This window comes from Methylobacterium sp. Leaf99 (assembly GCF_001422375.1).
Classification (GTDB): Bacteria; Pseudomonadota; Alphaproteobacteria; order Rhizobiales; family Beijerinckiaceae; genus Methylobacterium.
Map to the genome: position 1 here is coordinate 951878 of NZ_LMMU01000001.1, position 25961 is coordinate 977838.

General features: G+C 67.2%; 22 protein-coding genes and 2 pseudogenes. 12 read left to right on the forward strand and 12 right to left on the reverse strand.

All coding sequences use genetic code 11. The annotated features are described in order from the left end of the window. Window positions 1-39: 39 nt before the first annotated feature. Window positions 40-813 (reverse strand): pirin family protein, encoded by a 774-nt coding sequence (locus tag ASF28_RS04305; RefSeq protein ID WP_056088105.1) that lies wholly within the window; start codon window positions 811-813, stop codon window positions 40-42. A 172-nt stretch (window positions 814-985) separates the two neighbouring features. Between ASF28_RS04305 and ASF28_RS04310 the strand changes: the two genes are divergently transcribed. From ASF28_RS04310 to ASF28_RS04330, 4 genes and pseudogenes are all read left to right on the forward strand, one after another. Beyond that, the gene (locus tag ASF28_RS04310; RefSeq protein ID WP_056088108.1) at window positions 986-1717 is read left to right on the forward strand and encodes a response regulator; all 732 of its coding nucleotides are present in this window, start codon (window positions 986-988) and stop codon (window positions 1715-1717) included. Then, entirely contained in the window at window positions 1717-3090 is a 1374-nt protein-coding gene (locus ASF28_RS04315; RefSeq protein ID WP_056088111.1) for an ATP-binding protein, read from the forward strand. Before ASF28_RS04310 ends, ASF28_RS04315 begins: the two co-directional genes overlap by 1 nt. A gap of 156 nt (window positions 3091-3246) precedes the next feature. Next, window positions 3247-3513 carry a GCG_CRPN prefix-to-repeats domain-containing protein gene (locus ASF28_RS04320; protein WP_056088113.1) on the forward strand — a complete coding sequence of 89 codons (267 nt, stop codon included), beginning with the start codon at window positions 3247-3249 and terminating at the stop codon, window positions 3511-3513. 418 nt (window positions 3514-3931) lie between these two features. Next, window positions 3932-5404, forward strand: a pseudogene (locus ASF28_RS04330) (protein adenylyltransferase SelO). 19 nt (window positions 5405-5423) lie between these two features. On the opposite strand, the gene ASF28_RS04335 reads toward ASF28_RS04330, so the two are convergent. The 7 genes from ASF28_RS04335 to ASF28_RS04365 all read right to left on the reverse strand — a co-directional run bounded on the left by ASF28_RS04335 (window position 5424) and on the right by ASF28_RS04365 (window position 13227). Next, a complete protein-coding gene (locus ASF28_RS04335; RefSeq protein WP_056088119.1) occupies window positions 5424-6860 on the reverse strand; it encodes an 8'-apo-carotenoid 13,14-cleaving dioxygenase in 1437 nt (478 codons plus the stop codon). Window positions 6861-7127: 267 nt separating this feature from the next. Then, window positions 7128-8381, reverse strand: a complete 1254-nt coding sequence (locus ASF28_RS04340; RefSeq protein ID WP_056088121.1) for a glutamate carboxypeptidase — start codon at window positions 8379-8381, stop codon at window positions 7128-7130. Between the two features lie 242 nt (window positions 8382-8623). Then, on the reverse strand, window positions 8624-9916 hold the full coding sequence (locus tag ASF28_RS04345) for an alpha/beta hydrolase (protein WP_244474887.1): 1293 nt from the start codon (window positions 9914-9916) through the stop codon (window positions 8624-8626). 540 nt (window positions 9917-10456) lie between these two features. Further along, on the reverse strand, window positions 10457-11386 hold the full coding sequence (locus ASF28_RS04350; protein WP_055885159.1) for a VOC family protein: 930 nt from the start codon (window positions 11384-11386) through the stop codon (window positions 10457-10459). A gap of 27 nt (window positions 11387-11413) precedes the next feature. Next, window positions 11414-11992, reverse strand: a complete 579-nt coding sequence (locus tag ASF28_RS04355) for a YceI family protein (protein ID WP_055885162.1) — start codon at window positions 11990-11992, stop codon at window positions 11414-11416. Further along, window positions 11989-12597 (reverse strand): cytochrome b, encoded by a 609-nt coding sequence (locus tag ASF28_RS04360; protein ID WP_055885166.1) that lies wholly within the window; start codon window positions 12595-12597, stop codon window positions 11989-11991. The genes ASF28_RS04355 and ASF28_RS04360 overlap by 4 nt, the downstream gene beginning before the upstream one ends. A gap of 21 nt (window positions 12598-12618) precedes the next feature. Continuing rightward, window positions 12619-13227, reverse strand: coding sequence for a YceI family protein (locus ASF28_RS04365; RefSeq protein ID WP_055885169.1), 609 nt, complete (start codon window positions 13225-13227; stop codon window positions 12619-12621). Window positions 13228-13344: 117 nt separating this feature from the next. Here ASF28_RS04365 and ASF28_RS04370 point away from each other — a divergent pair, with 117 nt between their 5' ends. Next, complete coding sequence (locus ASF28_RS04370; protein ID WP_055885172.1) at window positions 13345-14292, forward strand: LysR family transcriptional regulator; 948 nt, start codon at window positions 13345-13347, stop codon at window positions 14290-14292. Window positions 14293-14461: 169 nt separating this feature from the next. On the opposite strand, the gene ASF28_RS04375 is transcribed toward ASF28_RS04370, so the two are convergent. Beyond that, window positions 14462-15346 (reverse strand): SDR family oxidoreductase, encoded by an 885-nt coding sequence (locus ASF28_RS04375; protein WP_055885176.1) that lies wholly within the window; start codon window positions 15344-15346, stop codon window positions 14462-14464. A gap of 110 nt (window positions 15347-15456) precedes the next feature. Between ASF28_RS04375 and ASF28_RS21465 the strand changes: the two genes are divergently transcribed. From ASF28_RS21465 to ASF28_RS21470, 3 genes and pseudogenes are all read left to right on the forward strand, one after another. Next, window positions 15457-15603, forward strand: coding sequence for a hypothetical protein (locus ASF28_RS21465; protein ID WP_244474888.1), 147 nt, complete (start codon window positions 15457-15459; stop codon window positions 15601-15603). Window positions 15604-15653: 50 nt separating this feature from the next. After that, window positions 15654-16822 (forward strand): IS3 family transposase gene (locus ASF28_RS04385; protein ID WP_157085351.1). Its coding sequence is split into 2 segments (ribosomal slippage): window positions 15654-15918 and window positions 15918-16822, totalling 1170 coding nucleotides; the frame shifts between segments, so codons are not numbered across the junction. A gap of 35 nt (window positions 16823-16857) precedes the next feature. Continuing rightward, window positions 16858-17091, forward strand: a pseudogene (locus ASF28_RS21470) (winged helix-turn-helix transcriptional regulator); the annotation flags it as partial. 158 nt (window positions 17092-17249) lie between these two features. Here the strand turns inward: ASF28_RS21470 and ASF28_RS04390 are convergent. After that, window positions 17250-18077, reverse strand: a complete 828-nt coding sequence (locus tag ASF28_RS04390) for a cobalamin-binding protein (RefSeq protein ID WP_056088138.1) — start codon at window positions 18075-18077, stop codon at window positions 17250-17252. 128 nt (window positions 18078-18205) lie between these two features. On the opposite strand from ASF28_RS04390, the gene ASF28_RS04395 reads away from it, so the two are divergent. The 4 genes from ASF28_RS04395 (at window position 18206) to ASF28_RS04410 (ending at window position 23277) form a co-directional block, all read left to right on the forward strand. Further along, window positions 18206-18880 carry an HAD family hydrolase gene (locus ASF28_RS04395; RefSeq protein ID WP_056088142.1) on the forward strand — a complete coding sequence of 225 codons (675 nt, stop codon included), beginning with the start codon at window positions 18206-18208 and terminating at the stop codon, window positions 18878-18880. 26 nt (window positions 18881-18906) lie between these two features. Beyond that, a complete protein-coding gene (locus tag ASF28_RS04400) occupies window positions 18907-19296 on the forward strand; it encodes an acyl-CoA thioesterase (protein ID WP_056088144.1) in 390 nt (129 codons plus the stop codon). 299 nt (window positions 19297-19595) lie between these two features. Next, a complete protein-coding gene (locus ASF28_RS04405) occupies window positions 19596-20669 on the forward strand; it encodes an alpha/beta hydrolase family protein (RefSeq protein WP_082475994.1) in 1074 nt (357 codons plus the stop codon). A gap of 178 nt (window positions 20670-20847) precedes the next feature. Next, the gene (locus ASF28_RS04410) at window positions 20848-23277 is read left to right on the forward strand and encodes a hybrid sensor histidine kinase/response regulator (protein ID WP_056088146.1); all 2430 of its coding nucleotides are present in this window, start codon (window positions 20848-20850) and stop codon (window positions 23275-23277) included. A 3-nt stretch (window positions 23278-23280) separates the two neighbouring features. Here the strand turns inward: ASF28_RS04410 and ASF28_RS04415 are convergent, their stop codons facing one another. Together ASF28_RS04415 and ASF28_RS04420 are read right to left on the reverse strand one after the other, a co-directional pair. Then, a complete protein-coding gene (locus ASF28_RS04415; protein ID WP_056088149.1) occupies window positions 23281-24750 on the reverse strand; it encodes a PAS domain S-box protein in 1470 nt (489 codons plus the stop codon). A gap of 180 nt (window positions 24751-24930) precedes the next feature. Then, the gene (locus ASF28_RS04420; RefSeq protein ID WP_187273085.1) at window positions 24931-25803 is read right to left on the reverse strand and encodes a type 1 glutamine amidotransferase; all 873 of its coding nucleotides are present in this window, start codon (window positions 25801-25803) and stop codon (window positions 24931-24933) included. Window positions 25804-25961 lie beyond the last annotated feature (158 nt).

Sequence of the window (25961 nt, forward strand, 5' to 3'; positions counted from 1 at the left end):
CGCATCGACATGATCGCGTCCAACTGCCCAGGTCCGGGCTCAGCGGCGAGCGCGTGCGGCCATTGCGTGGACGGTCTCGCCGTCTCCGACCGTGCCGCCGCGGCAGACCTCGGCCTGCATATCGATGACGAAGGTCAGGACCACCGCATCACCGACGGCCTGCATCGGCATGTCCTCGGCCTCCGTCAACAGGCCGCTTTCGCCCTCGCCGAAGCTCTGGCCATCAGCTGTGACGGATCCTTCGAACACGAAGAAATAGGTCTTGCGGCCGAGCTCTGTCGGCAGGATCGCGGTCCCACCTGCAGCGAGGTGGATGTCGCGGCAATGGACGGCGTTGCGGACGTGGAAGGGCGCCCCGCTTCCCGTCGGCCCGAAGACGTCGCGCCATGTGTTCGCCCGCGGTGCAGTCAGTCGGCCATGTTGAATGCCGGGTTCCAATGCCTCGGCGTGCGGCCGGACGAAGATCTGCAGCATCCGCAGCGGCGGGTCGTCGTTGTGGACGCGCTCCTCGTGCCAAAAACCCCAACCGGCGTTCATGACCATGAGATGGTCCGCATCGACTATGAGATGGCCGCCCTCGGGGTCGTCGTGGCGCATCACCCCAACCGGCACCCAGGAGACGATTTCGTCGACGACGTGCTCGTGGAGCTTGATGTGCGTTCCCGGCGCAAGGAACGATTCCATGATCGTCGCAAGCGGTCCGAGACCATGGTCCGGGTTTCCCGGCTCCAAGTGGCCCGGGAAATAGGCGCGGGCGACGAACCCGTCGCTGTCGATGGCATCCTCGGTCGTTCGCATCGCCTTGTGGATCATCGTCGGGTCGACTTCCTGGGTCGGTACGCCGTTTGGCGGACGGGTCGCCGGATAACGTGGCCAGCCCTTCCGGGTGCCATACAAGATCCCGAGCGGCGTGCCGCCGTGTAACGTTTTGTGACAATGAAGCCTTTAGCGTTGTCGGCACGCCCGGTCCTCGTATGTTCGCGACATGACCGAGGGCCAAACCATCGTCATCGTCGAAGACGACGGCGACATCCGCACCCAGCTCGCCGCCTACCTGGAGGGTGAGGGGTTTCGCGTGGTCGGACTCGACGGTGGTGCAGGCCTCGACCGCCACCTAGCGGCCGGGCCGGCCCCGGACCTGATCGTGCTCGACTGGATGCTGCCAGGCGAGGACGGCTTGTCGATCTGTCGGCGCCTGCGCGCGGCGGGCGGCCCGCCCGTCGTGATGCTCACCGCCAAGAACGAGGACATCGACCGGGTACTCGGTCTGGAGATGGGGGCGGACGACTACGTCTCGAAGCCGTTCAACCCGCGGGTGCTGCTCGCCCGCATCCGCGCCGTCCTGCGGCGGGCCCATGGGACTGGCGCCCGCGCGGATGCCGCCGATCCCGAGACCCTGACCGTGGCAGACCTCGTCGTCGACCTCGCCGCCCGTCGCGTGACGACCGGCGAACCGGCGGCCGAGATCGCCCTGACCAGCGCCGAGTACGACCTGCTGCACTGCTTCGTCACCCGGCCGCAGCGGGTGCTCTCCCGGGACCAGCTCCTCGACTGGACCCGGGGCCGCACGGCCGACGCCTTCGACCGCACCATCGACGTGCAGGTAAGCCGGCTGCGCCACAAGCTCGACGCCGGGGGCAGCGCCACGGCCGCCCTGCTCAAGACCGTGCGCAATGCCGGCTACATCCTCGCCGCGCCGGTTAGGCCCGTGCCGTGATGGCACGGGTCGGCCTGCTCGGACGCATCATGCTGCTCCTGCTCGGGGCGCTCTCCCTGCTCGTGCTCGCCACCGTCGCCCTCGACACGTGGCAGCGGCGTCAGGAGCGCTCGCCCTACGCGACGCACTTCCCGCGCGTCGACCAGGCCGCGAACATCGTCGCCCTGCTGAGGGATGCCGATCCGGCCCTGAGGCTGGCCATCCTGAGGGCCGTCAGCGGCGAGGCCCTCAGAGCTGAGATCATGGAACACGCCCCGGACGACGCCGGACTGATCCGCGAACCGCGCCTCGAATGGCGCCTGCGGCGGATGACCGGTGATCCGGATGGGCCGCTGCGAGCCTACACCGACACGGCCATGCTGCACCGAGGCGTCGACCCCGAGGACGTCAATGACAGGGATCGGACGGGTCCCATCGGCCGGCTCGCGACGGCGACCTATCGCCTGCCGGACGGCCGGATCCTCGTCATCTCGGCCGTCGAGAGGCATCGCTCGGTCATGCCGTGGCTGCTCGGTCGGCCCCTTAGCCTTTGGGTGGCCGTCCTTGGGGCCGTGGTCGCCGCCTTCGTCCTGGTGGGTACACGCCACGAACTGACCCCGCTGCGGCGCCTGACCGAGGCGGTGACTAAGTTCGACGGCCGCGCGCCCGAGTCGGTCGCCACCCCGCGGGGCGCACCGGAGATCCGGCGCCTCGCCCAGGCGGTCCGGGACATGCAGGACCGCATCGTCGGCCTCCTCAGCGAACGCTCGCTCCTGATCGGCGCCATCTCGCACGACCTCAAGACTTACCTGACGCGCCTGCGCCTGCGGACCGAGGGCGTCTCGGAGCCGGAGCGCCGGGACCGGCTGGTCGAGGATCTCGACGCCATGACCGCGCTGATCGAAACCTCCCTCGGCTTTGCCCGGGGCACCGCGGTCGAGGTGGGCCGGACGCCGGTCGATCTTGCCGACCTGGTCGCCATCGAGGTCGCCGAGCAGGCCGCGCATGGCATCGACGTCCACCTGACCGGCGAGGACGTGCAGGATGCCGTCGCCGCCGGGGATGCGGTCGCCCTGCGCCGGGTCGTCGCCAACCTGATCGGAAACGCCGTCAAGTTCGGCCGCTCGACCGTCGCCGTCTCGGTGAGCCGGACCGGCGCGTCGTGCCGGATCACCGTGGAGGACGACGGCCCGGGTATCCCGGAATCCGAGCGGACGGCCGTGTTCAGCCCGTTCTACCGGATCGAGCGGTCCCGCAGCCGTCAGACCGGCGGGACCGGCCTGGGGCTCGCCATCGCCCGCCAGATCGCGAAGGCGCACGGAGGCACCGTGGTGGCCGAGGCGTCCCCGCTCGGCGGCGCACGTCTCGTTGCGACCCTGCCGGCCATCACCTGACAACCATGGGGTACGCGAGGCGGCTCGTTACAAAACGTTACGTCGACGCATCGGTCCGTCACATCCGGGAGGCAAGCGGGGACGATCCTGTCCTCATCGGTCGCGACGCCATCTCCGGCATCGTGGCTCGAACGAGAGCAGAGTAAGGATTCGACGATGCTGAAGATCCTCGCCCCGGCAGCCCTCCTGGTCGGACTGGCGTTCCCGGCCGCCGCGTCGCCGCTGATCCAGCCGGCCGTGTCCACCGGCTTCTTGGACGGCGCCGAGATCATCCAGGTCTACGGCGGCTGCGGCCCCTACGGACACCGAGGCCCCTACGGCGGTTGCCGGACTGGCGGCCAGCGTGGCGGCTATGTCCGCGGCGCCTCCTGCCCGGCGGGCTTCCACATCGGGCCCTACGGCCGCCGCTGCTGGCCGAACTGACCTTCGAGCCACCCTCTTGGAGTGCACCGCGGCGACCTCGCCGACGATGCCCAGGGTCCACCGATTACACAGCGAGCCAGTTCGGCTTGCTGACGTGGCTATGCGCGTTCCCAGGCAGCGTGCTGGCAGGGTTCTCAGGCTTGGCGATCGAGCGGACCGGCTTCACGTGGTTCTTCGTTGGTACGTCGATGATCGGGCTGCTGGTGGCTCTGCTCGCCGTCTACGTTTGGGCAAAGGTCGGCATTTTCGATGAGTCTGCGCCGCGGCCCCCTCCGGCGCATTGAGCTGCATACAGCACGGCCATGAGTGCGCTCGAAAACTTGCTTAGGGCGATATGGCACCGCGCCTTCTCGTAACGTCACCCACTGGTCCTCGGAATGCGCTTGTCCGCCAGCGCGGTCGCCCATAATTCCCGACCATGACTGGGATCCCGTTCGACAACAGCTATGTCCGCTTGCCGCACCGCTTCTTCGCCCGCCGTGCCCCGACGCCCGTCGCGGCCCCGCGCCTGATCCACCTGAATCGCACGCTGGCGGCGAACCTCGGCATCGATCCGGATTGGCTCGCGGGTCCCGACGGGGTGGCTATGCTTGCCGGAAACAGCGTCCCGAAAGGCGCCGATCCGATCGCGACGGCCTATGCCGGGCACCAGTTCGGCAACTTCGTGCCGCAACTCGGCGATGGGCGAGCCGTTCTGCTCGGCGAGGTCGTCGACCGGGACGGGCGTCGCCGCGACATCCAGCTCAAGGGTGCCGGCCCGACCCCGTTCTCCCGCCGCGGCGACGGCCGGGCGGCGCTCGGGCCGGTGCTGAGGGAGTACCTTGTGAGCGAGGCCATGGCCGCGCTTGGCGTCCCCACCACCCGGGCGCTGGCGGCGGTCGCCGCGGGCGAGCCCGTCGTTCGCGAGACCCGGCTGCCCGGGGCTGTGCTCACCCGCGTGGCGGCCAGCCATATCCGGGTCGGCACCTTTCAGTACTTCGCCGTCCGGGGCGACACCGAGGCGCTGCGCGCGCTCGCCGACCACGTCCTCGCCCGGCACTATCCCGAGGCATCCGCCTCGGAGTACCCCTACCGGGCCCTGCTCGATGGCATCGTTGCCCGCCAAGCCGACCTCGTGGCAGCCTGGCTCCTCGTCGGCTTCGTCCACGGGGTGATGAACACCGACAACATGTCGGTGGCCGGCGAGACCATCGACTAGGGCCCCTGCGCCTTCCTCGACGCCTACGACCCGCGCACGTGCTTCAGTTCGATCGACGCGCATGGGCGCTACGCCTACGGCCAGCAGCCGGGGATCGCACTGTGGAATTTGACGCGCCTGGCCGAGACCCTGCTGCCGATGCTCGCCGATGACGAGGCGGCGGCGGTCGAGGCAGCAGAGGCGGCGCTTGCAGGGTTCAGTCCGCGCTTCCAAGAGGCGTATCACGGTGGTCTCGCGCAGAAGCTGGGGCTGTTCGGAGACCAGGACGCCGCTGTGCTCGCAGACGATCTGATGGCCCGGATGGCGGCGAACCGAGCAGACTTCACCCTGACCTTCCGCCGCCTGTGCGACGCGGCCGAGCGGCCGGAGGCGGACGCCGGAGTGCGCGACCTGTTCATCGACCCGACCGCGTACGACCCCTGGGCCGTGCGCTGGCGGGGGCGGCTGGCCGCGGTGGGACGAACCCCCGCAGCGACGGCGGCGGCGATGCGCGCGGTCAATCCAGCCTTTATCCCGCGCAACCACCACGTCGAGGCGATGATCGCGGCGGCGGTCGAGGGAGGAGACTTCGGCCCGTTCGATGAGCTGTCGGCCGTGCTGTCGCGACCCTACGACGACCAGCCCGCCCACACCCGCTACGCCGAGGCGCCCGAGGGTGGCGGGGCGGACTACCGCACCTTCTGCGGCACGTGAACACGCGCCGGCGTCCGCATCATCCGGCCCTCGGACTCGGAAACCAGTTCCCGTGGAAGCCAGGCGGAATCCGGTGCCCGAGGTGGACCGTGGCCACGGCTGGAGCCTCGAACGCGCGCGCGTCGAGCACAGTGAAGTCCGTCGTGCCGCTTGCCGTGTCGATGACGAGGCCAACGAGCCAGCCCTCGTCCTCACCAGCCTCCGGCCTCGCCGGCACGAATACGAACTCACCCGGGACGCGGTCGGCGCCGAACTCGTGCACGCGCCGCTCCCCTGTCGCCAGGTCATGCTTGTAGATCTGCGTCGCGCCCACGAGCTGCGTGTTGCCGTCGGCTGGAACTGAACCCGTATAGACGTACCGGTGGGGCCGCCCGAAGCGGCGCTCGTCGATCCGGGGGAACTCCTGTGGCGCGGGGTCGATCACCCGCCGGCCGACCCGCCCCGTCGCGGGGTCGGCGGTCCAGCGCTCCAACCTGCCCGGCGCATCGAGGCCGCCGCCGGCCGAGGCGAACACCGTCTCGTAAGCGACGACGTCAAGGACCACCCGCCTGTCCGCGTCTTCGTAGGCGTTGGCGACGTGGAAGATGAAGCACGGCTCGACCGCGCACCACACGATGTCGGCGGCCGTGCCGTCCCGGGGGAGTAGGCCGACGCGGGCGCGGTGGGCGGGGTTCCAGCGGAACGGAAAGCGGTGGCCGGCCAGCACCGCCCGCATCGAGAAGGTGACGGGCAGGTCCAGCACCACCGCGAAGCGCTTTGTGATCGCGCAGTCATGGATGCAGGGGCCATGCTCGACCGGGATCGACACGTCGCGCACGACCCGGCCCGCGGGCGAGAGGACGACGTGGCGCACGCTGTCCCAGACGCGGCCATCGTAGGCGATGGCATGGGTCTCCCCGGTCTCCGGGTCGCGGTGCGGGTGCCCGCTGAAGGAGCCGGCAAGCGTGCCGTCGAACGGATCGTAGCGCTGCGTCTCCAGGTCCTCGGACAGCGCCACGGGGTAGCTGCCGGCCTCGACCACCGCGAAGGCACGGCCGCCGATCTCAACGACGTTGGTGTTGACGGTGTCGTCGCCCCGCCGCGGCCCCGGGGCGGCAGGCCGGCCGAGCGCCGCGGACGCCGCGCAAGATCCGATCCAGCGGTTGCGGTACCATAGGGCCTTGCCGCCCTCGATGCAGAGACCGTGCACCATGCCGTCGCCCAGGAACCAGTCATGGCCGCGCGTCGTCGGGCGGGCGGGGTTGGCGCCCATCTTGAGGTAGCGCCCGTCGAGCCCTGCCGGGATCGTTCCGGTCACGGGCAGGTCCAGCAACGTCAGTTCCTCACGCATCGGCGCGTGGACGCCGACCACGAAGGGGTGCGGCGTCCGCGGCAGGCGGAGCCGGTTGCAGGCTGCCACCAGCGCGACGAGGCCCTCGGCGGCGATGCGCAGGATCGGCTCGACAGGATTCGGCATCGGTTGCGGTCTCGAGGAGATGCGTTCGGACCGAAATGGCCAGCTATGGTCGTCGCGGCAACAGCCGTCGCCGTCGTTCCGATCATGCTCCGCTTGTCACCGCACCTTGCAGGACGATGACGCCTGTCCGAATGTAGGGGGCTGCATACCAGGGCTTGGTCCCGCCGAGGGCCTCGCGCCAATGCCCCTCTGCCAACGAGCTCGCTCTCGTGAACCTTTAGCGCCTTTGCGCTGAGCCGGTGAGTACTTCGATCGCGACATTCCAGATTAACGGCCAGCGTCCTTCGACACCTCCATTAGGAGGCGGGTGGCGAGGTAGAGCCGCGGCGTGATGCTGGCGAGGACAGCGAATTCGTCGGCGCTGTGATAGTGCCCGCCGACGATGCCGAGCGACTCGATAATGGCGGGTTTTGTCGGGCTATCGAGCTGGAAAGCATAGCCCGCATCGGTACCGCCACCGATCTCGGCGAGGGAAAGATCGGCGTCCAACTCTGCGTAGATAGTCCGCGCGCGTTCGCCGAGCGCCTGGGTCGCCGCGTTCCGGGGCAGCGGTGGACGGCCTTTGGCTAGATCGAAAGTGACCTGGGTGTCGGGAACGCGGTGGGCGACGATAATCCTCCGTGCCGTTGTCAGCACCCGGTCGTACTCGCTTGATACGAAGTAGCGCATGTCACCCTCCGCCTTCGCCTCCTCCGGGATGATGTTCGGCTTGGTACCGCCATGAAACACGGTCCAGTGCAGGCTGGTCCCCTTCGCCGGGTCGCCGAGATCCTGAAGCTGGAGGATCTGGTGGGCGAGTTCGACGACCGCGTTGCGGCCCGCTTCCGGCGCCCCGCCGGCATGGGCGGCGCGACCTTTCACGGTCAGGCTCGCGTAGTTGATGCCCTTGGTCGCCACGGTGACGGCGTCGACGCCGGCTTCGGCGAACGAAGGTTCGAAGGACAGAACCACGTCCTGATCACGGGCGATTTTAGTGATTTCGTCGCGCGACCCGCGTGAGCCGCGTTCCTCGTCAGGGTTGAGCACCACCGTGAGGGTGCCGTACCCATCGAAACGCAGCGCTTCCAGTCCGGCGAGGACATGCAGGATCATTGCGATGCCGCCCTTCGCATCGGCGACACCGGGGCCATACGCACGACCGTCGCGCTCCGTATAGGGGCGCTTTGCGGCGTCACCAGTGCCGAACACGGTGTCGTAATGCACCAGCAGCATGATCCTCCGAATGCCTTTGCCCGATCTCGTGCCGATCAGGGTATTGCCGCCGAACACGGGGGCGGCTCGGGTGTCGACCGAGAGGCCCAATGCTTCGAGACGCGCCTTAAGGATCCCCTCGACCTTGGAGAGGCCGGACACGTCGCCGGTTCCGGAATCGACGTCGACCAACCCCTTCAAGGTCTCGCGATACGGACCGTCCTGCGCTTTGGCCGCTGCAAGAACGGCATCGTCCGGCGCAGACAGCGCCGGGACGGACGCCAGGGCGACCAACATCGCCAGTACGATTGAGGAGACGGTTGCGCGCATGAAAGTCCTGATCATTGGCGCGTCCACGCAGCGATTGACGTTTCACTGAACGCGCCGGTTACGGATCTCTGAGGCTGGGCGTACCCTTGCTCCCAAAATGCTGAGGTCGCAATTCGGCGCCCGGATCGCGTGGCTTACAAGCGCGGCTGCCCATTCAAGTCTGCGTTCGGCGGTCCTGCAGACACGTTCTCGCATGGATCGCAACTCACTCGCTGCGAGCGCACGCTTGGCCGAGCGATTCGTTAACGCCCACCTCCTCCGAACGCGCGAACAGGCGCACCGGCGAGATCGACCGTGGAGCCCACCGTGTGGCGCAAGCCCGAACCCATGTTCGACAGGTGCTCGCCGTAGGTCTCGCGGGTTTGCGGGTCGACGAGAGCAACCGGAGCCGCGACTGCCAGGGCCGCACCCGTTGCTACCGTCGAGGCGGCCCCCGCGGCCGTGCTCACCAGCCGGTCGCCGATGCCGATCTGTCCGTCCGAGATCGGCTGGCCATCAGCAAGCCGCTTGCCCAGCAGAGCCACGACCTCGCCGGAGGCGAACTTGCCGTGGTTGAGCGCATCGTTCGACTTCACCGTCGATAGGTTCAGGACCGCGACGTTCTCCCGTTCCAGCATCGAGCGGTAAGGCTCGGCGGCGGGATCGATGGCCCCCAGCCGCACGCTGTCACCCCAGACCAGCCGGGACACGGCGAGTGCCTGGTCGTCGCCGGACACCATCAGCGTCAGGCGTGGACGGTCTTTTCCCATGTCGTGGAATGCGGCGCGGGCGAGGTCCATGTCGACATCGGGAGCGGCCAGGATCACGTTGCGGATCTTGGGCGCCACGCGCCGGTCGCGGATGGCCATCTGGCGCAAAGATTCCAGGGCGAGCCAGTTGCCCATGGAGTGGGCGAGGACCGTGATCTCGCCGACATTCGGGTCCCGCGCGAGGTCGCGCAGCAGCGTCTCCAGGCCGTTGCGGGAGAAGTTGGTGCTCTCCCGGTCGTAGCCGTAGGCGAGCACGCTCCCGCGCGACGGCCAAGTGAACAGCACGGGCGCGACCTCAGCTCCGGAATCGTGCACGATCTGCGCGAACCGGAAGACGGCGTCCTCGAACTTGTTGTTGAAGCCGTGCACGAACACGAGGACGTGGCGCTTGGCCCCGCCTCGGACCGCGCGCCCGGTCCAGGCGCCGACCTTCGCGCGGTCGACCGGCTCGGCGCGCAATGCCACAAAGTCGGTGGCCGGATTGCCGGGGATGGATTTCGGCCATTGGACCGTACCGGGCTGTCGCGTGGCGTCCGGCGGGATCGAGACCGCGAGGTCGGTGTAGGTCACGGCCTCGCCCCGCTCGCCGGAGAACAGGATGCCCTTGTCGGTTGCCGATTTGCGGGTCGTGGCGACGAGCATGTCGACCCGCGAGGCCCCGGGCACCGCACCCGCATCGGCGATGGGCAGGAGCACGCCGGTCGGGCGACCGGCGCAGCCCGGCAGAGCGAGAAGTGCCGTCAGGACGAGCGCTGCGCGCCCGTCCCGTCCAATGCGTCCGAACAAAGCTACCCCCGAAACCCAACCGCCCATGCAACCTGGAAGGTCGGTCGATTAACGAACGGTTAAGGCTGGTGCGGGCTATCGAACGATTGAGGCGGCAGCCGGGCCCCAGCGAAGCGCCGCAGTATCTTAAGCGCCCTCACTAAGTCGCGATCAGAGCGCGCGAGGCCACTTGTTACGAATTTCATCTCACTGGACAGTCACAAAACTATCCCAAGCAGCCTTTTCACCTTCCTGCCTCGTATAAATCGCATGGGCACACATCGCATAGTTTGGCGGATTCGGATTTCCAGCTTGTAGTCCCGACATTGCGCCACGAGGGCAGTAGCCCACCCCTTTGTGAACTGAACCGTCCCATTCCGACCCAACCCAGCCGCCAAGAACGTCGTTTGAGTTACTTCGAAGCGGCCATTCGTCTGCCATCCAGCACTTTCGGCTCATGGCGGGAGCGGCCTCTGGTCGTCCCCGAGTAGACGCCCCAGAAGGGTCCCTTTCGGGTCGCACTCCCGTCCTGAGATTTCTCCAGTAAGCGACCGTTCGCGTTCACACGCTCGATGGCACGAGGCGGAGCCGAGTTCCCCACGGGTCGTGAAGCACGGTGGCACCGTCGTCATCGATCATCGCCAATCCGCCCTCCAGGTAGCGCCCACGAACCTTAGCCAACGTCCTCGTGTCGATCTGGAGCTCGACCTCGGCCAGACCGGCCATGCCCGCAGGGCGCACCTGAGAGCCCCGGCTGTTCCAGATGTTGGTCGCGAGTTGGTGGTGGTACCCACCGGCCCCGAGGAACGTCGCGCCCGGGTAGCGGCACATCACGTCGAACCCGAGCAGATCCGCGTAGAAGCGCTCCGCGGCGTCCAGTGCCCCGACCTGGAGATGGACGTGTCCGACGCGACCGCCCGCCGGCATGCCCCTCCAGGGGGCTGGGGCGGCGCGCAGGAGCCCGGCATGGTCGAGCCGGTCGTTCCTCATGACGATAGTGCCGTCCTCCGCACGCGGCCACTCGGAACTCGGACGGTCCACGTACACCTCGATGCCGTTCCGTTCAGGGTCGTTGAGGTAGACCGCCTCGCTGACGAGGTGGTCGGCCGCGCCCGAGAGTTGGATATTGCGCTCCGCCGCGTAGGCGAGCCAGGCGCCCAGGTGGCCGCAGCTCGGGAGCAGGAAGGCCGTGTGGAAGAGGCCCGCCTGCTGTGGGCTCCAGGGTTGGGCAGCGGGATCGTGCCGGAGTTCCAGCAGGACGGTGGCCCCGACCCCGAGGCGCACCGTATCGGATTTCCGCGAGATGGTCGCGAGGCCGAGCGTATCGCGATAGAACCGGGCGAGGCCATCGAGGTCTCGCACGACCAGGGCGACGCTACCGACGCGGTATGGCGCGGTGTCCAGCAGTGAAACCGGGACGTTCGGCGAGGTCCCACCCTCTTGCTCAGTCCCGGGCGCACCTCCTGCCAGGCGTTCGCTTTCGTGGGTCATGCTAGTGCTCCGGAGCTATGGAATCGGTCAGCCGCGGTTAGCGGGCGCGGGCTGGATCGTGGCCGCGAGGTCGATGTCGACCCCGACATCGAGACCGACCCACTGGCCCGATGCCCACGGGCCCTGGCCGACACCGAAATCGGTTCGGACGAGGCCGACGTGGCCGGTGGCCCGCGCCTGATCCTTGTCGTGCGTGAGATGGAAGGGCAGCGTGAGCGGCCGGCTTGTGCCCCGGATCGTCAGGGTCCCGACCGCCTCGTAGTCGCCGCGCCCCTTATCGATGAAGCGGGCCGCCTCGAAGCGTGCTTGGTTTGCGCCCTTCACGTCGAACCAGTCCTTCTGCGGAAGCGCCTCATCACGCTGGACGTCGCCCGTCCTAGCGCTGGCGAGGTCGATCAACACGACGGCGTGCCCGGCCTCGGGCTTGGCCGGGTCGAAGTCGATCTTTGCCTGGAAGCGCTCGAAGCTCCCGGTGAATGGCGCCCCGACCTGCACACCGGAGAACTTGATGGTGCTCTTGGCTGGGTCGACCGCCCATTCGGCGGCGGTCGCAGGAACCGCGGCGGCCGACAGGGCGACCGCGAGGCAGAGGAGTCGCGTGTTCATGGGTTCGATTCCAGGGGCCCGGACCGCGCCGAAGGTGCACGGGCCGGGAGCATGCGGCGCAGGACGTCGTCGTGGATGATGAAGTGGTGGCGCAGGACGGCTGCCACGTGAAGGATGAGCAGCGCCGCCAGCAGCCACGCCCCGTAGGCGTGCACCAGCATGAGGAAGCCCTCCGCCGCCGCCGGGTTCGGGACGAACGCGGCAAGGGGAAGGTGCGGCCAGGGCACGAGGCCATAGAGAACAGTCGGGATGTTGAACTGCGACAGCGACACCACGGCCCAGCCGGTCAGGGGCAGCCCGACGAGGAGCAGGTACAGCAGACCGTGCGCCGTCGAGGCCGCCACACGCTCCCGCGCCGGCATCCCGTCCGGGTGCGGCGGTGGCCGGTGGGTCAGGAGCCAGAGGACCCGCAGGACCGTCAGGGCCAGCACCGTGATGCCGACCGACTTGTGCCACTGGTAGAGCTGGAACTGACGTATCGGCGCCAGTCCCGCATGCGTCATAAACAGGCCCATGCCGATCATGGCGAGCACGCCGAGCGCGCTCGCCCAGTGCAGCAGGATAGCCACGGCGGAGTACCGCCGCGCGGACACACCGGTTGCCATGGCCGTCCTCCGAGCCGTCGGTCAGTCCTGACGCTCGAAGGCGCCCGCGATGGTGAGGTGCAGCTCGTCGCCGATCAGCGGCACGTAGGTCTTCACGCCGAACTCCGAGCGCTTGAGCGTGCCGGTGGCCTCGAAGCCGACCGTGTACTTCTTGTTCAGCGGGTTGGCGCCGGCGCCGACCAGGGTGACGTCGAGGGTCACCGGCTTGGTCACCCCGTGGAGCGTCAGGTCACCCGTCACCTTCGCGTGGTCCTTGCCGGCCGGCGCGACCTTGGTCGAGACGAAGGTCATGGTCGGGTACTTCCCGGCGTCGAGCCACTGGTCGCCCTTGAGCTCGTCGGTGAGCTTGGCGCTGGTGGTCGTCACCGAGGCGACCGGGATCTTCACCGACAGCTTCGAGGCGGCGGGGTTCTTCGGGTCGAGGGTGAGGCTGCCCGACACGTCCGAGAAGCCGCCGGCATAGTTCGAGAAGCCCATGTGCGACACCCGCCAGCCGACCTGGGTATGACCGGGGTCGACCGCGTAGGTGCCGGCCTGGATCTGCGCCGGGTCGCGGGTGGCCGGCGACTGAGCCAGGACCGGGGTAGCGACGAGGGTCAGGGCGAGGCCGGGGATGAGGATGGACTTCACGGGTGTCTCCGGGACTGAAACGGGCGACCCGCCCCACCTGGGGGAAGGGCCGCGAGAGCCGAGGACGTTGGAATACCCACGTTGGCGGCCGAGGTTGAGCCTGCTATTCGGAACCACATGGTTGCGAAAACGGAAACCTTCGGTGGCGGATTGGACGACCTGCGCGCCTTCTGCGCGGTGGTCGACCTCGGTACAGTGACGGCGGCCGCGGCGAGCCGGGGCGAGACCAAGGGCAGCCTCAGCCGACGCATCTCGCGGCTGGAGGCCGCGCTCGGCGCCACCCTGGTGGCCCGCCATCCCCGCGCTGTGTCGCCTACCGCGGAGGGCCTGGCCTTCTATGCCAAGGTGCAGGAGAGCCTCGCGCTCCTCGACGAGGCGGCCGAGACCGCGCGTGACGCCCGCACCGTTCCTGCGGGTCACCTCCGGGTGACGACCTCGGTCGATTTCGGCATCGAGCTGATGCCGGGGATCGTCGCGAGCTTCCGCCGGGCCTACCCGCAGATCACAGTCGATATGATCAACACGGACGCGCGGCTCGACCTCGCGGCCAACCGGATCGACCTCGCCCTGCGCCTGGGCGATGCGGAGGAGACCGGCTACAGGGCCGCGCTGATCCTGCGTCTCTGGGTCGGGCTCTACGCGGCGCCGGACTACCTCGCGCGGCGTCCGGCGCCGACGAGCCTTGCGGCCCTGGCGGAGCACGACCTGATCCTCTCGCGCGAACGGCCCGGGGCGCTGGGCATCATGCTCAGCGACGGCCGGGGCCGGACGGAACAGGTCGCGCTCAGCCCCGCCGTCCGGGCGAGCGACTTCGCCGCGGTACTCCGGCTGACGCTGGCCGGGACAGGCATCGGCCATCTGCCGAGCGCCGTGGCGGCCGGCTCCGTCGAGAACGGGGCACTCGTACGGGTGCTCGCACCTTGGGCGACGGCGGGTGGGGCGCTCCGGGCCGTGAGCCTCGCTGGCCGGGAATTACCGGCACGCGTGCGCGTCTTTCGCGAGCACGTTCGCTCCGAGATGATGAAGCGCTTCGCCGTCGAGCCGGACCAGGCCGAAGGCACCTGAGGCGAGCGGTTTCCAACGACGTTCCTCGGCCGTTGAGCAGCGTCGGCTCAGGGTGGAGGCTTTGTGGAACGGCGCGATGACGGCGACGTGTCCTCACAGCCTCGGTCTCTTTCCCTATCCCGCCGCCACGAGGGGTTTGTACCTATCCCGGGCGGCAGGGGCTTGCAGATCAACCCTTGAGCGCTGCCTCGATCACGGATGAGGTCGAGGTGGTCGGCCGACCGATGAGCGCACTGAGTTGGCGGCCGTCATCGAAGAGGGCGCCCTTCTCGGCGCCAGCATCCGAGTCGGCCAGAAGGCCGGCAAAGGCGTTGGGTAGCCCTGCGCCGATCAAGGCGGCCCTGAACTCCGCCTCGGGCAGGTTCTGGTAGGCGACCGGCTTGCCCGAGGCTTGGGATATGAGCTTGGTGAAGTCGGATAGGGTGTAGGCTTCGTCGCCTGCCAATTCGTAGATACGCCCACCCTGGTCGGTCTCGGCGGTCAGCACGATGCTTGCGGCAGCCGCGTAGTCGGCCCGCGCCGCCGAAGCGATCCGTCCCTCGCCCGCGCTGCCGAGGAAGACGCCGTGTGCGAGCGCAGGTGGGATCGAGGCCGCATAGTTCTCGGTGTACCAGCCGTTGCGCAGCAGGACATGGGGCACCCCAGACGCCACGAGCATCGCCTCGGTGGCGCGGTGTTCCTCCGCTAGGGCCAGGGGAGACGTGTCGGCATGGAGAAGGCTGGTGTAGGCGATCAGGCGGACACCGGCAGCCTTGGCGGCGGCGATGACGTTCTGGTGCTGGACCGCGCGTTGACCGACCTCGCTGGAGGAGATCAGCAACAGCCGCTCGATGCCCGCGAAGGCCGTGGCGAGCGTGTCGGGCTTGGCATAGTCGGCTGTGCGGACCTCGACGCCGAGCCCGGCCAGCTTCCTGGCCCCTTCGCTTCCGGCATCGCGGACGCCGGCGACCACCTGTGCGGTGGGCACGGTCCGGAGCAGGTTTTGGATGACGAGGCCACCGAGTTGGCCTGTGGCGCCCGTCACGAACAGACGCATGTGGGATGGGAGCGTCATGTGTCAAAGCCTTGGTGGTTCGGTATCGGTACAAGGTCTATAAGTGAGACCGAGGCCGCCCGTAAGGAGGCAGGTTTTGGGGACCTGGTTACGGGGAAGGAACCACCGGTATGAGCGACGTTAGCGGGCTGGCCGGCAAGTTCGACAGCTGGCAGCGCATGAGCTTCGATCCGGCCCGCTGTCCGGTCCGGGACGTGCTCGATCACCTTGGCGACAAATGGACGACCTTGATCGTGATTGCGTGGCCTGCCCCCTGAAAAGTGGTCCTCCCTGAGGTATGGCTTTGAGCCATGTGGAGGATGTCATCATGGGACGGAAGAAGCATACGGCTGAAGAGATTGTTGCCAAGCTGCGGCAAGTCGATGTTTTGGTCTCGCAGGGTCGCAAGGTGGCGGAAGCAATCCGGTCCATCGAGGTGACCGAGGTTACGTATTACCGTTGGCGCTCTGAGTACGGCGGCCTGAAGGGTGACCAGGTCAAGCGGCTAAAGTCCCTGGAGACGGAGAACCAGCGGCTTCGTCGGGCGATCTCCGACCTGACCTTGGAGAAGCTAATCCTCAAGGAGGCCGCATCGGGAAACTTCTGAGCCCGGCTCGCCGCCGGGCTTGTGTCGACTACGTCGTTGCCGAGCATGGCGTGTCGGAACGCTTTGCCTGCCGTGTCCTGGGACAGCATCGTTCGACCCAGCGCAAGTGTGCTGTGGTGGTCGAGGACGAGGCCACTCTGACAGCCGCCATCATCGCCCTGGCTCTGCAGTACGGGCGCTACGGCTACCGTCGGATCACGGCTTTGCTCCGGCGTGACGGCTGGACGGTGAACGTGAAGCGGGTCGAACGGATCTGGCGACGAGAGGGGCTCAAGGTCCCGGCTCGGCAACCGAAGCGGTCGCGCCTCTGGCTCAACGACGGTTCCTGCCTGCGACTACGGCCGGAGCATTCCGACCACGTCTGGTCCTACGACTTCGTTGAGCACCGCACGCACAATGGGCGCAAGTACCGAATGCTGAACGTGATCGACGAGTTCACCCGCGAGTGCTTAGCGATCCGGGTCGCTCGTAAGCTGAAGGCACTCGACGTGATCGACGTGCTCTCGGACCTGTTCAGCCTCCGCGGGGTGCCCGGTCACATCCGCTCGGACAATGGGCCGGAGTTCATCGCCAAGGCTGTTCAGGACTGGATCGCGGCGGTTGGATCAGTGACCGCCTACATCGAGCCGGGCAGTCCATGGGAGAACGGGTACTGCGAGAGCTTCAACGCGAAGCTCCGCGACGAACTCCTCAACGGGGAGGTGTTCTACACCCTCAAGGAAGCCAGTGTCGTCATCGAGCAGTGGCGGAAAGACTGCAATACTATCCGACCGCACTCGTCGCTCGGCTACCAGCCACCTGCACCGGAGGTCGTTATCTGGCCAACAGAACCAAGTGGCTCAGCGCCGCTCGCTCACCCCGCCATCGTCACGCGACCGACAATGCACTAACTTCGAACTTGGGCCACCGCATGGGGGCAGGCCACATTCCGGATATCTCGAAGCGGATGTTGACGCAGTGTCTGCGGAACCTGGAGCGCGATGGGCTCATCACCCGTCATGTTTTCCCGACCAGTCACCCGAGCGTCGAATATCGGCTGGCGGATCTGGGGCGCTCGCTGCTAGCCCCCCTGCAAGCGTTGGTCGAATGGGCTGAAGCTAGTCATCAGAGCATTCGCGATGCTCGTCTTCGCTTCGATGCTGTTCCTTCAAATACCTGAGGGCGGACGTTTGGCAGGTCGCGGAGGAGCCGTATTGAGCGGATCCCGCACCATGGTCCGCTTTGATGCATCCGCCGTCCGTAAGCGGATGGGCAGGAAACCACCCATTGCGGATGTTCGTGGCGGGTACCCCGGCCTCAATCCGAAGGGGAACGGCTCTAGCCGAGGATAGGGAGCGTTGGGCTGCTCGGCACCGGTGGGTGCCCAAGGGCAGACAGGATCGCGTCCAGGCCGTCGGTCAGTGCCGCGGGCCCGGGCTGGAGGATGAGGGGCGACTTGATCTCGTGGATGCGCCCCTGAGCTACGGCTGGCAAATTGGCCCAGCCTGCTCGGGAGGCGATGCTGGACGGCACGACCTTCTTCCCACACCACGACGCCAGGATGACCTCGGGCGCAGCCGCCACCACCGCATCGGGCGTTACGATGCGGTGCTTGGCGGCCGCCTGCCGGGCAAGCTCCGGAAAGATGTCGTCGCCGCCAGCGATGCGCACGAGCTCCGACACCCAGCCGATCCCCGAGATCAGGGGTTCGTCCCACTCCTCGAAGTAAACCCGGGGCCGGGGTCGCCCGCGGACGAGGTCAGCCACCCGCGCCAGCCGGACCTCGTAGCTGGTGGCGAGCGTTTCGGCCCGCTCGCGGGCGTCAACGAGGACCCCAAGGGTGCGGATCATCGCCATGATGCCAGCGACGTCGCGCTGGTTGAAGGCATGCACGGCGATCCCCGCACGGACGAGATCCGCGACGATGCCGGCTTGAAGATCGGAGAAGGTAAGCACCAGATCGGGTGCGAGGGCGAGGATCCTCGGTAGGTCCGCGCTGGTGAAGGCCGAGACCCTAGGCTTCTCACGACGGACCTGAGGCGGGCGCACGGCATAGCCGGACACGCCGATGATGCGGTCCTGCTCACCGAGGAGGTACAGGGTCTCGACCGTCTCCTCGGTCAGGCAGACGATACGTTCGGGCGGGGGCGGCGCATGCACCCTCATACCCCCCATGACATCGACCGGCACCCCTCGGATCAGTAGTGGCATGCCACGTTGGTCATGCCACGCCCTCAGGCTGGAACTTGCGACCCGAACCGCCGCTTCCGTAAGGGTAGAGGAAGAAACGTTTCATGCCCGCAGCAGTGATCTTCGATGTCGACGGCACGCTCATCGACTCCGTTCCCCAGCACGCCCAGGCCTGGCAGGATGCCTTTCGCGATTTCGGCCACGATATCCCCTTCGAGGACCTTCGGCGGCAAATCGGGAAGGGCGGCGACCTCCTGCTCCCGGTGTTCCTGTCCGAGGACGAGATGGCGGAGAAGGGCGACGCGCTGGAGAAGCACCGCTCGAACGTCCTGAAGGAACGCTACCTACCGACGATCAAGGGGCTGCCCCAGGTCCGGGCACTCATCGAACGCCTGCTGGCTGACGGCAAGCGGCTCGCGTTGGCCTCCTCCGCCAAGGCGGACGAACTCAAGGTCTACAAGAAGATCGCCGACATCCAGGATCTCATCGACATCGAGACGTCCTCCGACGATGCCGAGGAGAGCAAGCCGAACCCGGACATCTTCGTGGCCGCCTTGAAGCGTCTCGATGGGATCGAGGCAGGCGATGCAATTGTAGTCGGCGACACACCCTACGATGCCGAGGCCGCCGGCAAGGCCGGCATACGAACGATTGGCCTGCTCAGTGGCGGTTGGACGGCTGAGGAGCTGAAGCAGTCCGGCTGCATCGCCACCTACCGGGATCCTGCGGACCTACTGGCCCACTACACGACCTCACCGCTTGTCGGACCGCAGGCCTGAACGTTCGCTTCCTCGGAGCATCTCACATGGGCGACACGATCCCACGACTCTCCGAGGGACCGCACCTACGCACCATCGCCATGCCACGCGACACGAATGCCGCCGGTGCCATCTTCGGCGGATGGACGGTGTCGCAAATGGACTTGGCAGGCGGCACGTTCGCCGCCCAGCGGACGAAGGGCCGCGTCGCGACCGTCAGCATCGACGCCATGCGCTTCCTGCGCCCGATTGCGGTGGGCGACGAGGTCAGTTGCTACTGCAGCCTGCAGGAGGACGGCGAGACATCGTTGGGCGTGAGGATCGAGGTCTGGGCCAGGGACCGCACGGGGGGTGAACCGGAAAAGGTCACCGAGGGAGTCTTTACATACGTGGCCCTGGACGACGACGGAAAACCGCGCGGCAAGAACGACGGCTAGGCGGACAAAACCTAGACCGCGGTCGCTGCCCGCTCATCGAAGGCCCTATAAGGACCATATCGCGCCTGGGGCCGCCGCACCGCCTATCGTCGCGGATGCTTCAGTCTTTGATCGTCGACGTGAATGCGATGCTAAACTCCCAAGCCTAATGAATGGTCCTATTGCCCGTCAGTCGTGGTGGTCGACACAAAGCCTAGGGTGGCGGGGTGGGGGGGGGCATACGTCCGGTCCGGCATTGCCAAACCTGGGACACAAGGCTCCGCTCTATTCGGCTTGCTAACAGGTTCCGCGGGACGTGAATGACCATCATCGCCGACGCCCCGTCCAACTCGGAGACGGTCTTGGAACCTGCCACGCGCGGCCCAACCCGCCGTCGGTTTGGTGCCACGGCCCTTGCCGTAAGTGCCAGCGCGCTGTTTCTACGCTTGCCGGCGATGGCGCTCCCGGTCACCGATGAAGCCCGGGTGATCGACTTTGATTGGGTCGACTTGTCACGCGCCCGCGCGGTGCCGGCGCGGCTCTATTGGCCGGCCGCCTCGACCCAGAAGGGCACTGTGCCGCTGATCGTGTTCTCCCACGGGCTCGGCGGTTCCCGGAAGGGCTACAGCTACCTCGGTGAGGGATGGTCGGCGCGCGGGACGGCCAGCCTGCATATCCAGCACGTCGGAAGCGACGAGACGCTGTGGCAAGGCAACCCGCTCCTGCTCCTCGACCGCCTCGACGGCGCGGCGGACGAGCGCGAGGCTATCGAGCGGACGCGGGACGTGAGCTTCGGCCTCGACCGCCTGCTTGACCAGACCGGTCCCTTCCACGCCGCAATCGACCGCAAGCGCATCGTCGCGGCGGGACATTCCTTCGGGGCGAACACCACCCTGATCCTCACCGGCGCCCAGGTGATCCGCGACGGGAAGCCCCTTGGGTTTCGCGACCCGCGCTTCACGACGAGTATCGTCATCTCGGCCCCACCCTTCTACGGCGAGAGCGACCTGGCGGCCGTGCTTGCCACCGTCGGTGTCCCCACCCTCCACATAACCACGACGGAGGATACGATCCGCATCCCGGGGCGCTACTCCCCAGTCCAGGACCGCATCGACGTCTTCAACGCCATCCCCACCCCGCAGAAGGCCCTCGTCGTGTTCCAGGACGGTTCGCACAGCGTCTTTACCGACCGGTCCCTCCGAAACGGCGGACCGCTAAACCCCCTGGTCAAGCGCGCGACGATGGAGATCGGCCTGGCATTCCTCGACCTCGTCCATCGGTCAGACCCCGCTCCGATGGACGATTGGAACGTGACCTGGAAGCCGATCCTGGCCGCGGCACCGGTGCCTTTCCCGCCCCCATCGCGGCAAGCGGTCCGTAGACGTCATGCGTGACGCCCGTTTGCACCACCGCTCGACGCGGTGGCCGGAGCGACCTTGTAGGATAGCCACCCCCTACCCGATGCGGATGTCGGCATAGGGCGTCACGGACGCCCAGGCGGGAGCTTCCTTCGTCCTGAACCGTTTGCGCACGGGCATGGCAGTGGGGATCTTGCCCCCGGAAACGGACGGCATGGACGACGAGATCGAGTGGCTGCGGAGCGAGAACCGTCGTTTAGAGATGGAGCTTGCCCGTACACGGGAGAAGAACACGCTTCACGTCAGGCTGCCTGAAGGCGGCCAGCGGACCTCCGGCGCGGACGTCGAACTGCTGTTCACGGCGGCGGAGAAGACCCGCATGCCGCAGATCGTCACCGACCCGAACCTGCCTGATAACCCCATCGTCTTCGCCAACCGGGCGTTCCAGGCCCTGTGCGGCTACTCGGCTGAGGAGCTGATCGGCCGCAACTGCCGCTTCCTGCAGGGCTCTGACACCGACCCGTCGGATATCGCCAAGGTGCGCGACGCCATCGCCGCGCGGCGCGATGTCGTGGTCGAGATCCTGAATTACCGCCGGGATGGCTCGACCTTCCGCAACGAGCTCTACGTCAGCCCGGTCTACTCCCCGGATGGTGACCTACGCTATTTTTTCGCCAGCCAACTCGACGTCACCCGGTTCCGAACCGAGGAGGGCAAGCTCGCCGAAAGCGAGGCGCGCTACCGCACCCTGTTCAACGCCCTGGACGCCGGTTTCTGCGTGATCGAGCTACGGTTCGACGTCGAGGGCCGGGCGGTCGACTACCGCTTCATCGAGGCCAACGCGGCCTTCTCGCACCACACCGGCCTCGACGACGTGGTGGGCAAGTGGGTGAGCGAGGTGGTCCCCAACCTCGAACGAAGATGGCTCGACACCTACGGCGCGGTCGCCATGACCGGCAAGGCGGTTCGGTTCGAGAGCGGGGTCGTCTCGCTCGGCCGTTGGTTCGAGGTTCAGGCCCTGCGGATCGGTGAGCCCGTCCAGCACCGCGTCGCCCTGCTGTTCAACGACGTCACCGACCGGCAGATGGCCGAGAGCGTCCTGAGGGACACCGCCCGGGAGCGCACTACCGAGCGCGACCTCGTCTGGCGGGCCAGCCGCGATTTGCTCGTTGTCTGCGGCTTTGATGGTGTCTTTCGTTCAGTCAACCCGGCCTGGACCGAGATGCTGGGCTGGTCCGAGTTCGACCTCGTGCGAACCGGGTTTGGCGCCTACGTCCATCCCGAGGACAAGGAGGCCGCGACCGCCGCGTTCGAGCGCCTACGATTTGGCCGGGCCCTAGACAGCCTCGATGTGCGGATACTCACGGCGGACGGCGGTCATCGTTGGGTGTCATGGAACGCCATCCCGCAGGACGACCACTTCTACGCCGCGGGGCGCGACGTCACTGAGCGGCGCGCCCTGGAGGAGCAACTGCGCCAGTCGCAGAAGCTTGAGGCGGTCGGCCAACTTACCGGCGGGGTCGCGCACGACTTCAACAACCTCCTGACGGTGATCAAGTCCTCGACCGACCTGCTCAAGCGCCCGGACCTGCCGGAGGAGCGCCGGCAGCGTTACATCGGTGCGATCTCCGATACGGTCACCCGGGCCGCCAAGCTCACTGGACAACTGCTCGCCTTCGCCCGGCGCCAGTCCCTGACCCCGGAGGTCTTCGACGTCGGCCGCAGCGTCGCCTCGGTCGCAGACATGGTCGGTACCCTCACGGGTGCCCGAATCCGTGTCGTCACCGACGTGGCCTCGAACAAGGACGGGCGTGGGGAGGAAGTCCCCTATCTGGTCGACGCCGACCCGAGCCAGTTCGACACCGCGTTGGTGAACATGGCCATCAACGCCCGGGACGCGATGGATGGCGAGGGCCGGCTGGACATACTCGTGCGCCAGACCTCCACCATTCCTGCGGTGCGTGCCCATCCACTCATCCGCGGGGACTTCGTCGCCGTCTCCGTCCGCGACACCGGTACGGGCATCGCCGAGGTCGACCTCGACCGCATCTTCGAGCCCTTCTTCACAACCAAGGGCGTCGGCCAGGGCACTGGGCTCGGCCTGTCGCAGGTATTCGGCTTCGCGAAGCAGTCGGGCGGTGAGGTGCTTGTCGAGAGCACTCTTGGGATGGGGACGACCTTCACCCTCTATCTGCCCCGCGAGGTGGGACGGTCGGTAGCGGTCGAGGATGACGGCGAGCCCGAGCCCCTGGCCGACGGCCACGGCACCCGCGTCCTCGTGGTCGAGGATAACGAGGAGGTCGGAGCCTTCGCCACTCAGGCCCTTCGGGAACTCGGGTACGAGACGGCCTGGGCGATGAGCGCCGAGGAAGCCCTGTCCACCCTGACCACTTCCCAGGGGTTCGATATCGTGTTCTCGGACGTGGTGATGCCCGGGATGAACGGCATCGACATGGCGCGGGAGATCCGCCACCGGCATCCCGGCTTACCGGTCGTCCTCGCCTCCGGGTACAGCCACGTGATCGCTGAACAGGGAACCCACGGCTTCCCACTCCTGAAAAAGCCCTATTCAGTCGAGGACTTATCCCGCATCCTGAGGCGCGCGGTGACCAAGGCCATTTCGGAAGCCACGGTTCACGGATGACGCCTAGTCGCGCGTGATCTCCGGCAGCGGCGCCTCGGCCGTGAAGACGACGCCGCGAGTACGGTAGTCGATCTCGGCCGTCCCGCCGATCTCCATCGCCAGCGCCCGCTCGATCATGCGCGAGCCGAAGCCCGTCCGCGTCGGTCGCGAGACATGGGGGCCGCCGATCTCCTGCCACTGAAACCATAGGCGCGCCGGGTCCGATCCCTCGACCACGTCCCAGCTCACGATCACCCGCCCGAGGTCCGCGGAGAGGGAGCCGTACTTGACCGAGTTCGTGGCGAGCTCGTGGATGGCGAGGGCGAAGGCAAGGCCCACCCGAGGCGCCAGCCGCAGGATCGGCCCGCCGATCTTGAAGCGGGTGTCCTGCTCCACGCCGAAGGGATGCAGCGCCGCGATGATTACCTCCGTCAGCGTCGCCCAATCGCCGCTGCCTCGCGTCAGCATCTCGGTCGCGGCCGACAGGGACTTGAGGCGGGACTCCATCGCTTCCTGCGCCGCCTCCAGCGACGGGGCGTTGCGAAGGGTCTGACGCGAGATGGACTGAACGGTCGCAAGGGTGTTCTGGATGCGGTGGTTCAACTCGCCGGCAAGGAGGTCCCGGTGCTCCTCCGCGCGCTTGCGGTCCGTGATGTCGAGGCTGATACCGGCAATGCTCAGTGGTGTGCCGTCCGCCCGGTACGAGGCCTGCCCGCGCAACTGGAGCCAGCGGGTCTTACCCTGGGGCGTCAGCAGCCGAACCTCGATGTCATAGTCCGAATGCTCGGCGATAGCCGCATCCCTCGCGGCCAGCTTCCTTTCCCTGTCGTCGGGATGGATCGCCGCCATCGTCTCCTCGTAAGTCATGGAATCGTGCGCCGAGCGACCAAAGTTCTCCTTGAAACCCTCGGACGCGATCAGGCGCATCGTGCCCAGGTCGAGTGACCATGTCCCGAGGCGACCTGCCTTGAGGGTGAAGCGCAACCGCTCCTCGCTCTGGCGTAAATCCTGCGAACGTTGCGCAGCCTCGGCCTCCAGGGCATCGCGATCCGCCTGGAGTCGGACGAAACGTTCCTTCTCCAAGGTGACGTCGAACTGCGAGGCGAAGAAGTACGTCAGGTCGCCGTCCGCATCGAACACCGGCGAAACGAGAAGGCGGTTCCAGAAGACGGTGCCGTCCTTGCGGTGGTTGCGAAGGTCGAGCTCGATGGCGGTGCGCCGCTCGATGGCATCCCGGAGCCGTGCGACCTCGTCCTGATCCGTCTCCGCCCCCTGGAGGAACCGGCAGTTCCGACCGAGGATCTCGTCGCGGCGGTAGCCCGTCAGCTTGCTAAAGGCGTCGTTGACGAAGACGATGGGATTATCGGGCAGACGCGGGTCGGTGATCAGCATGGGCATACGCGTCGCCCGGACCGCCCCCGCGAACGGGTCCGAGCCTGCTACGTGGCGGGTGATCTCCGCATCGATGCGGGCGTCCTCGGTACGATCCGACACTATCCTGGGAAACTCGCATTGGCCGAGCGTGGGCGACTTGGGTTTCTACGTCGATACCCCGTTCCACCAACGTTGGAAGGGCTAAATCGCGCGAACTTCGAAACGTGACCATTCGGCCCAGGTAAAGGTTCCGCCGAGCGTTCCGCGAAGTCGCTTCGGCATCCGTTCTGTCTTGGGATGTCAGCGACGACGTTCATGGGATGGGATGACGAGCGCCTCAATGAAGTTGCGGAGCTCCGTTCGTCGAAGGTCCTTATCGGTGACCTGCTCATCCAATCCGAGTCGCCACGCCAAGTCGCGTCGACCGGGCTCACGGTGGAGGGCCTCGACGAGATCGGCATGTTCCTCGACTTCGCGCTGGCTACGCGCCAACCCGCTCTCGACTAGGTCGTCCGCTTGCCGCCTGAGGGCCCCCGTGACCTCGTCGAGGCCGATCTCCGGGTGGTACTGCACCCCCCAGAACGTGCCGCCGTCGTGTCGGATCTCCGCAGCCTGGACAACGGTGGACCGATTGAGCGCCAGTAGCGTCGCCCCGTCAGGCAGGGTCTCGACCTCGTCCGTATGGATACTCGGTGCGTCGTACGAGCCGGGCCGTCCCTTCAGTAGCGGATGGCACCGTCCGGCATCGGTGACGACGATGCGTCTGGCAAACCCCGCCTCGGGACCGTTCCGGTTCTTACGGACCGTGCCGCCGGCTGCGACGGTCGCCATCTGCAGGCCGGCGCAGGAGCCGAAGGAAGGTGTCCCGGACGAGAACAGGGCATTCATGAACGCGAGGGAGCGCCTGACCTCCGGCGTGTCCTCGTAGAGAGACAGGGGCGAGCCCGAGAGGAAGACCGCATCGTATACGCCCAGGCTCTCGCCCTTCGGGAATGTACTGTTCGCGTCAGCGGGCATGACGCGATGGCAAACGGCCCCTGGCGCAAGGAGAGCTAGGATCTCGACGTAGGTCTCGCCCGACGAGCGCCCAACACTGCCACGGCGCTTCTCACGGGCTTCCGGAGGCTCGCTTTCAGCGACGAGGAAACGAAGTCCTGATGTTGATGCCTGCAAGGCCGTGGCGCTCCGGGGAGCCATTCCCCGGGGACCCGAACTGCTGGCAGAAATCTGCGTTCCGGGCCGGGCGGACCTGCCGCAGGTGATGAGGACGTGTCGAGTTGAAGCACTCAGATGCAGGAACGTCGGGTTCCAGCCGCCGTTCGCTTTCCGTT

Coding starts and splice junctions, on each gene's coding strand:
- ASF28_RS04305 (WP_056088105.1), bottom strand. CDS start 813: ATGATCCACAAGGCGATGCGAACGACCGAGGATGCCATCGACAGCGAC.
- ASF28_RS04395 (WP_056088142.1), top strand. CDS start 18,206: ATGCCCGCAGCAGTGATCTTCGATGTCGACGGCACGCTCATCGACTCC.
- ASF28_RS04390 (WP_056088138.1), bottom strand. CDS start 18,077: ATGAGGGTGCATGCGCCGCCCCCGCCCGAACGTATCGTCTGCCTGACC.
- ASF28_RS21465 (WP_244474888.1), top strand. CDS start 15,457: ATGAGCGACGTTAGCGGGCTGGCCGGCAAGTTCGACAGCTGGCAGCGC.
- ASF28_RS04405 (WP_082475994.1), top strand. CDS start 19,596: ATGACCATCATCGCCGACGCCCCGTCCAACTCGGAGACGGTCTTGGAA.
- ASF28_RS04355 (WP_055885162.1), bottom strand. CDS start 11,992: ATGAACACGCGACTCCTCTGCCTCGCGGTCGCCCTGTCGGCCGCCGCG.
- ASF28_RS04350 (WP_055885159.1), bottom strand. CDS start 11,386: ATGACCCACGAAAGCGAACGCCTGGCAGGAGGTGCGCCCGGGACTGAG.
- ASF28_RS04360 (WP_055885166.1), bottom strand. CDS start 12,597: ATGGCAACCGGTGTGTCCGCGCGGCGGTACTCCGCCGTGGCTATCCTG.
- ASF28_RS04375 (WP_055885176.1), bottom strand. CDS start 15,346: ATGACGCTCCCATCCCACATGCGTCTGTTCGTGACGGGCGCCACAGGC.
- ASF28_RS04340 (WP_056088121.1), bottom strand. CDS start 8,381: ATGCGCGCAACCGTCTCCTCAATCGTACTGGCGATGTTGGTCGCCCTG.
- ASF28_RS04315 (WP_056088111.1), top strand. CDS start 1,717: ATGGCACGGGTCGGCCTGCTCGGACGCATCATGCTGCTCCTGCTCGGG.
- ASF28_RS04400 (WP_056088144.1), top strand. CDS start 18,907: ATGGGCGACACGATCCCACGACTCTCCGAGGGACCGCACCTACGCACC.
- ASF28_RS04335 (WP_056088119.1), bottom strand. CDS start 6,860: ATGCCGAATCCTGTCGAGCCGATCCTGCGCATCGCCGCCGAGGGCCTC.
- ASF28_RS04370 (WP_055885172.1), top strand. CDS start 13,345: ATGGTTGCGAAAACGGAAACCTTCGGTGGCGGATTGGACGACCTGCGC.
- ASF28_RS04410 (WP_056088146.1), top strand. CDS start 20,848: ATGGACGACGAGATCGAGTGGCTGCGGAGCGAGAACCGTCGTTTAGAG.
- ASF28_RS04320 (WP_056088113.1), top strand. CDS start 3,247: ATGCTGAAGATCCTCGCCCCGGCAGCCCTCCTGGTCGGACTGGCGTTC.
- ASF28_RS04310 (WP_056088108.1), top strand. CDS start 986: ATGACCGAGGGCCAAACCATCGTCATCGTCGAAGACGACGGCGACATC.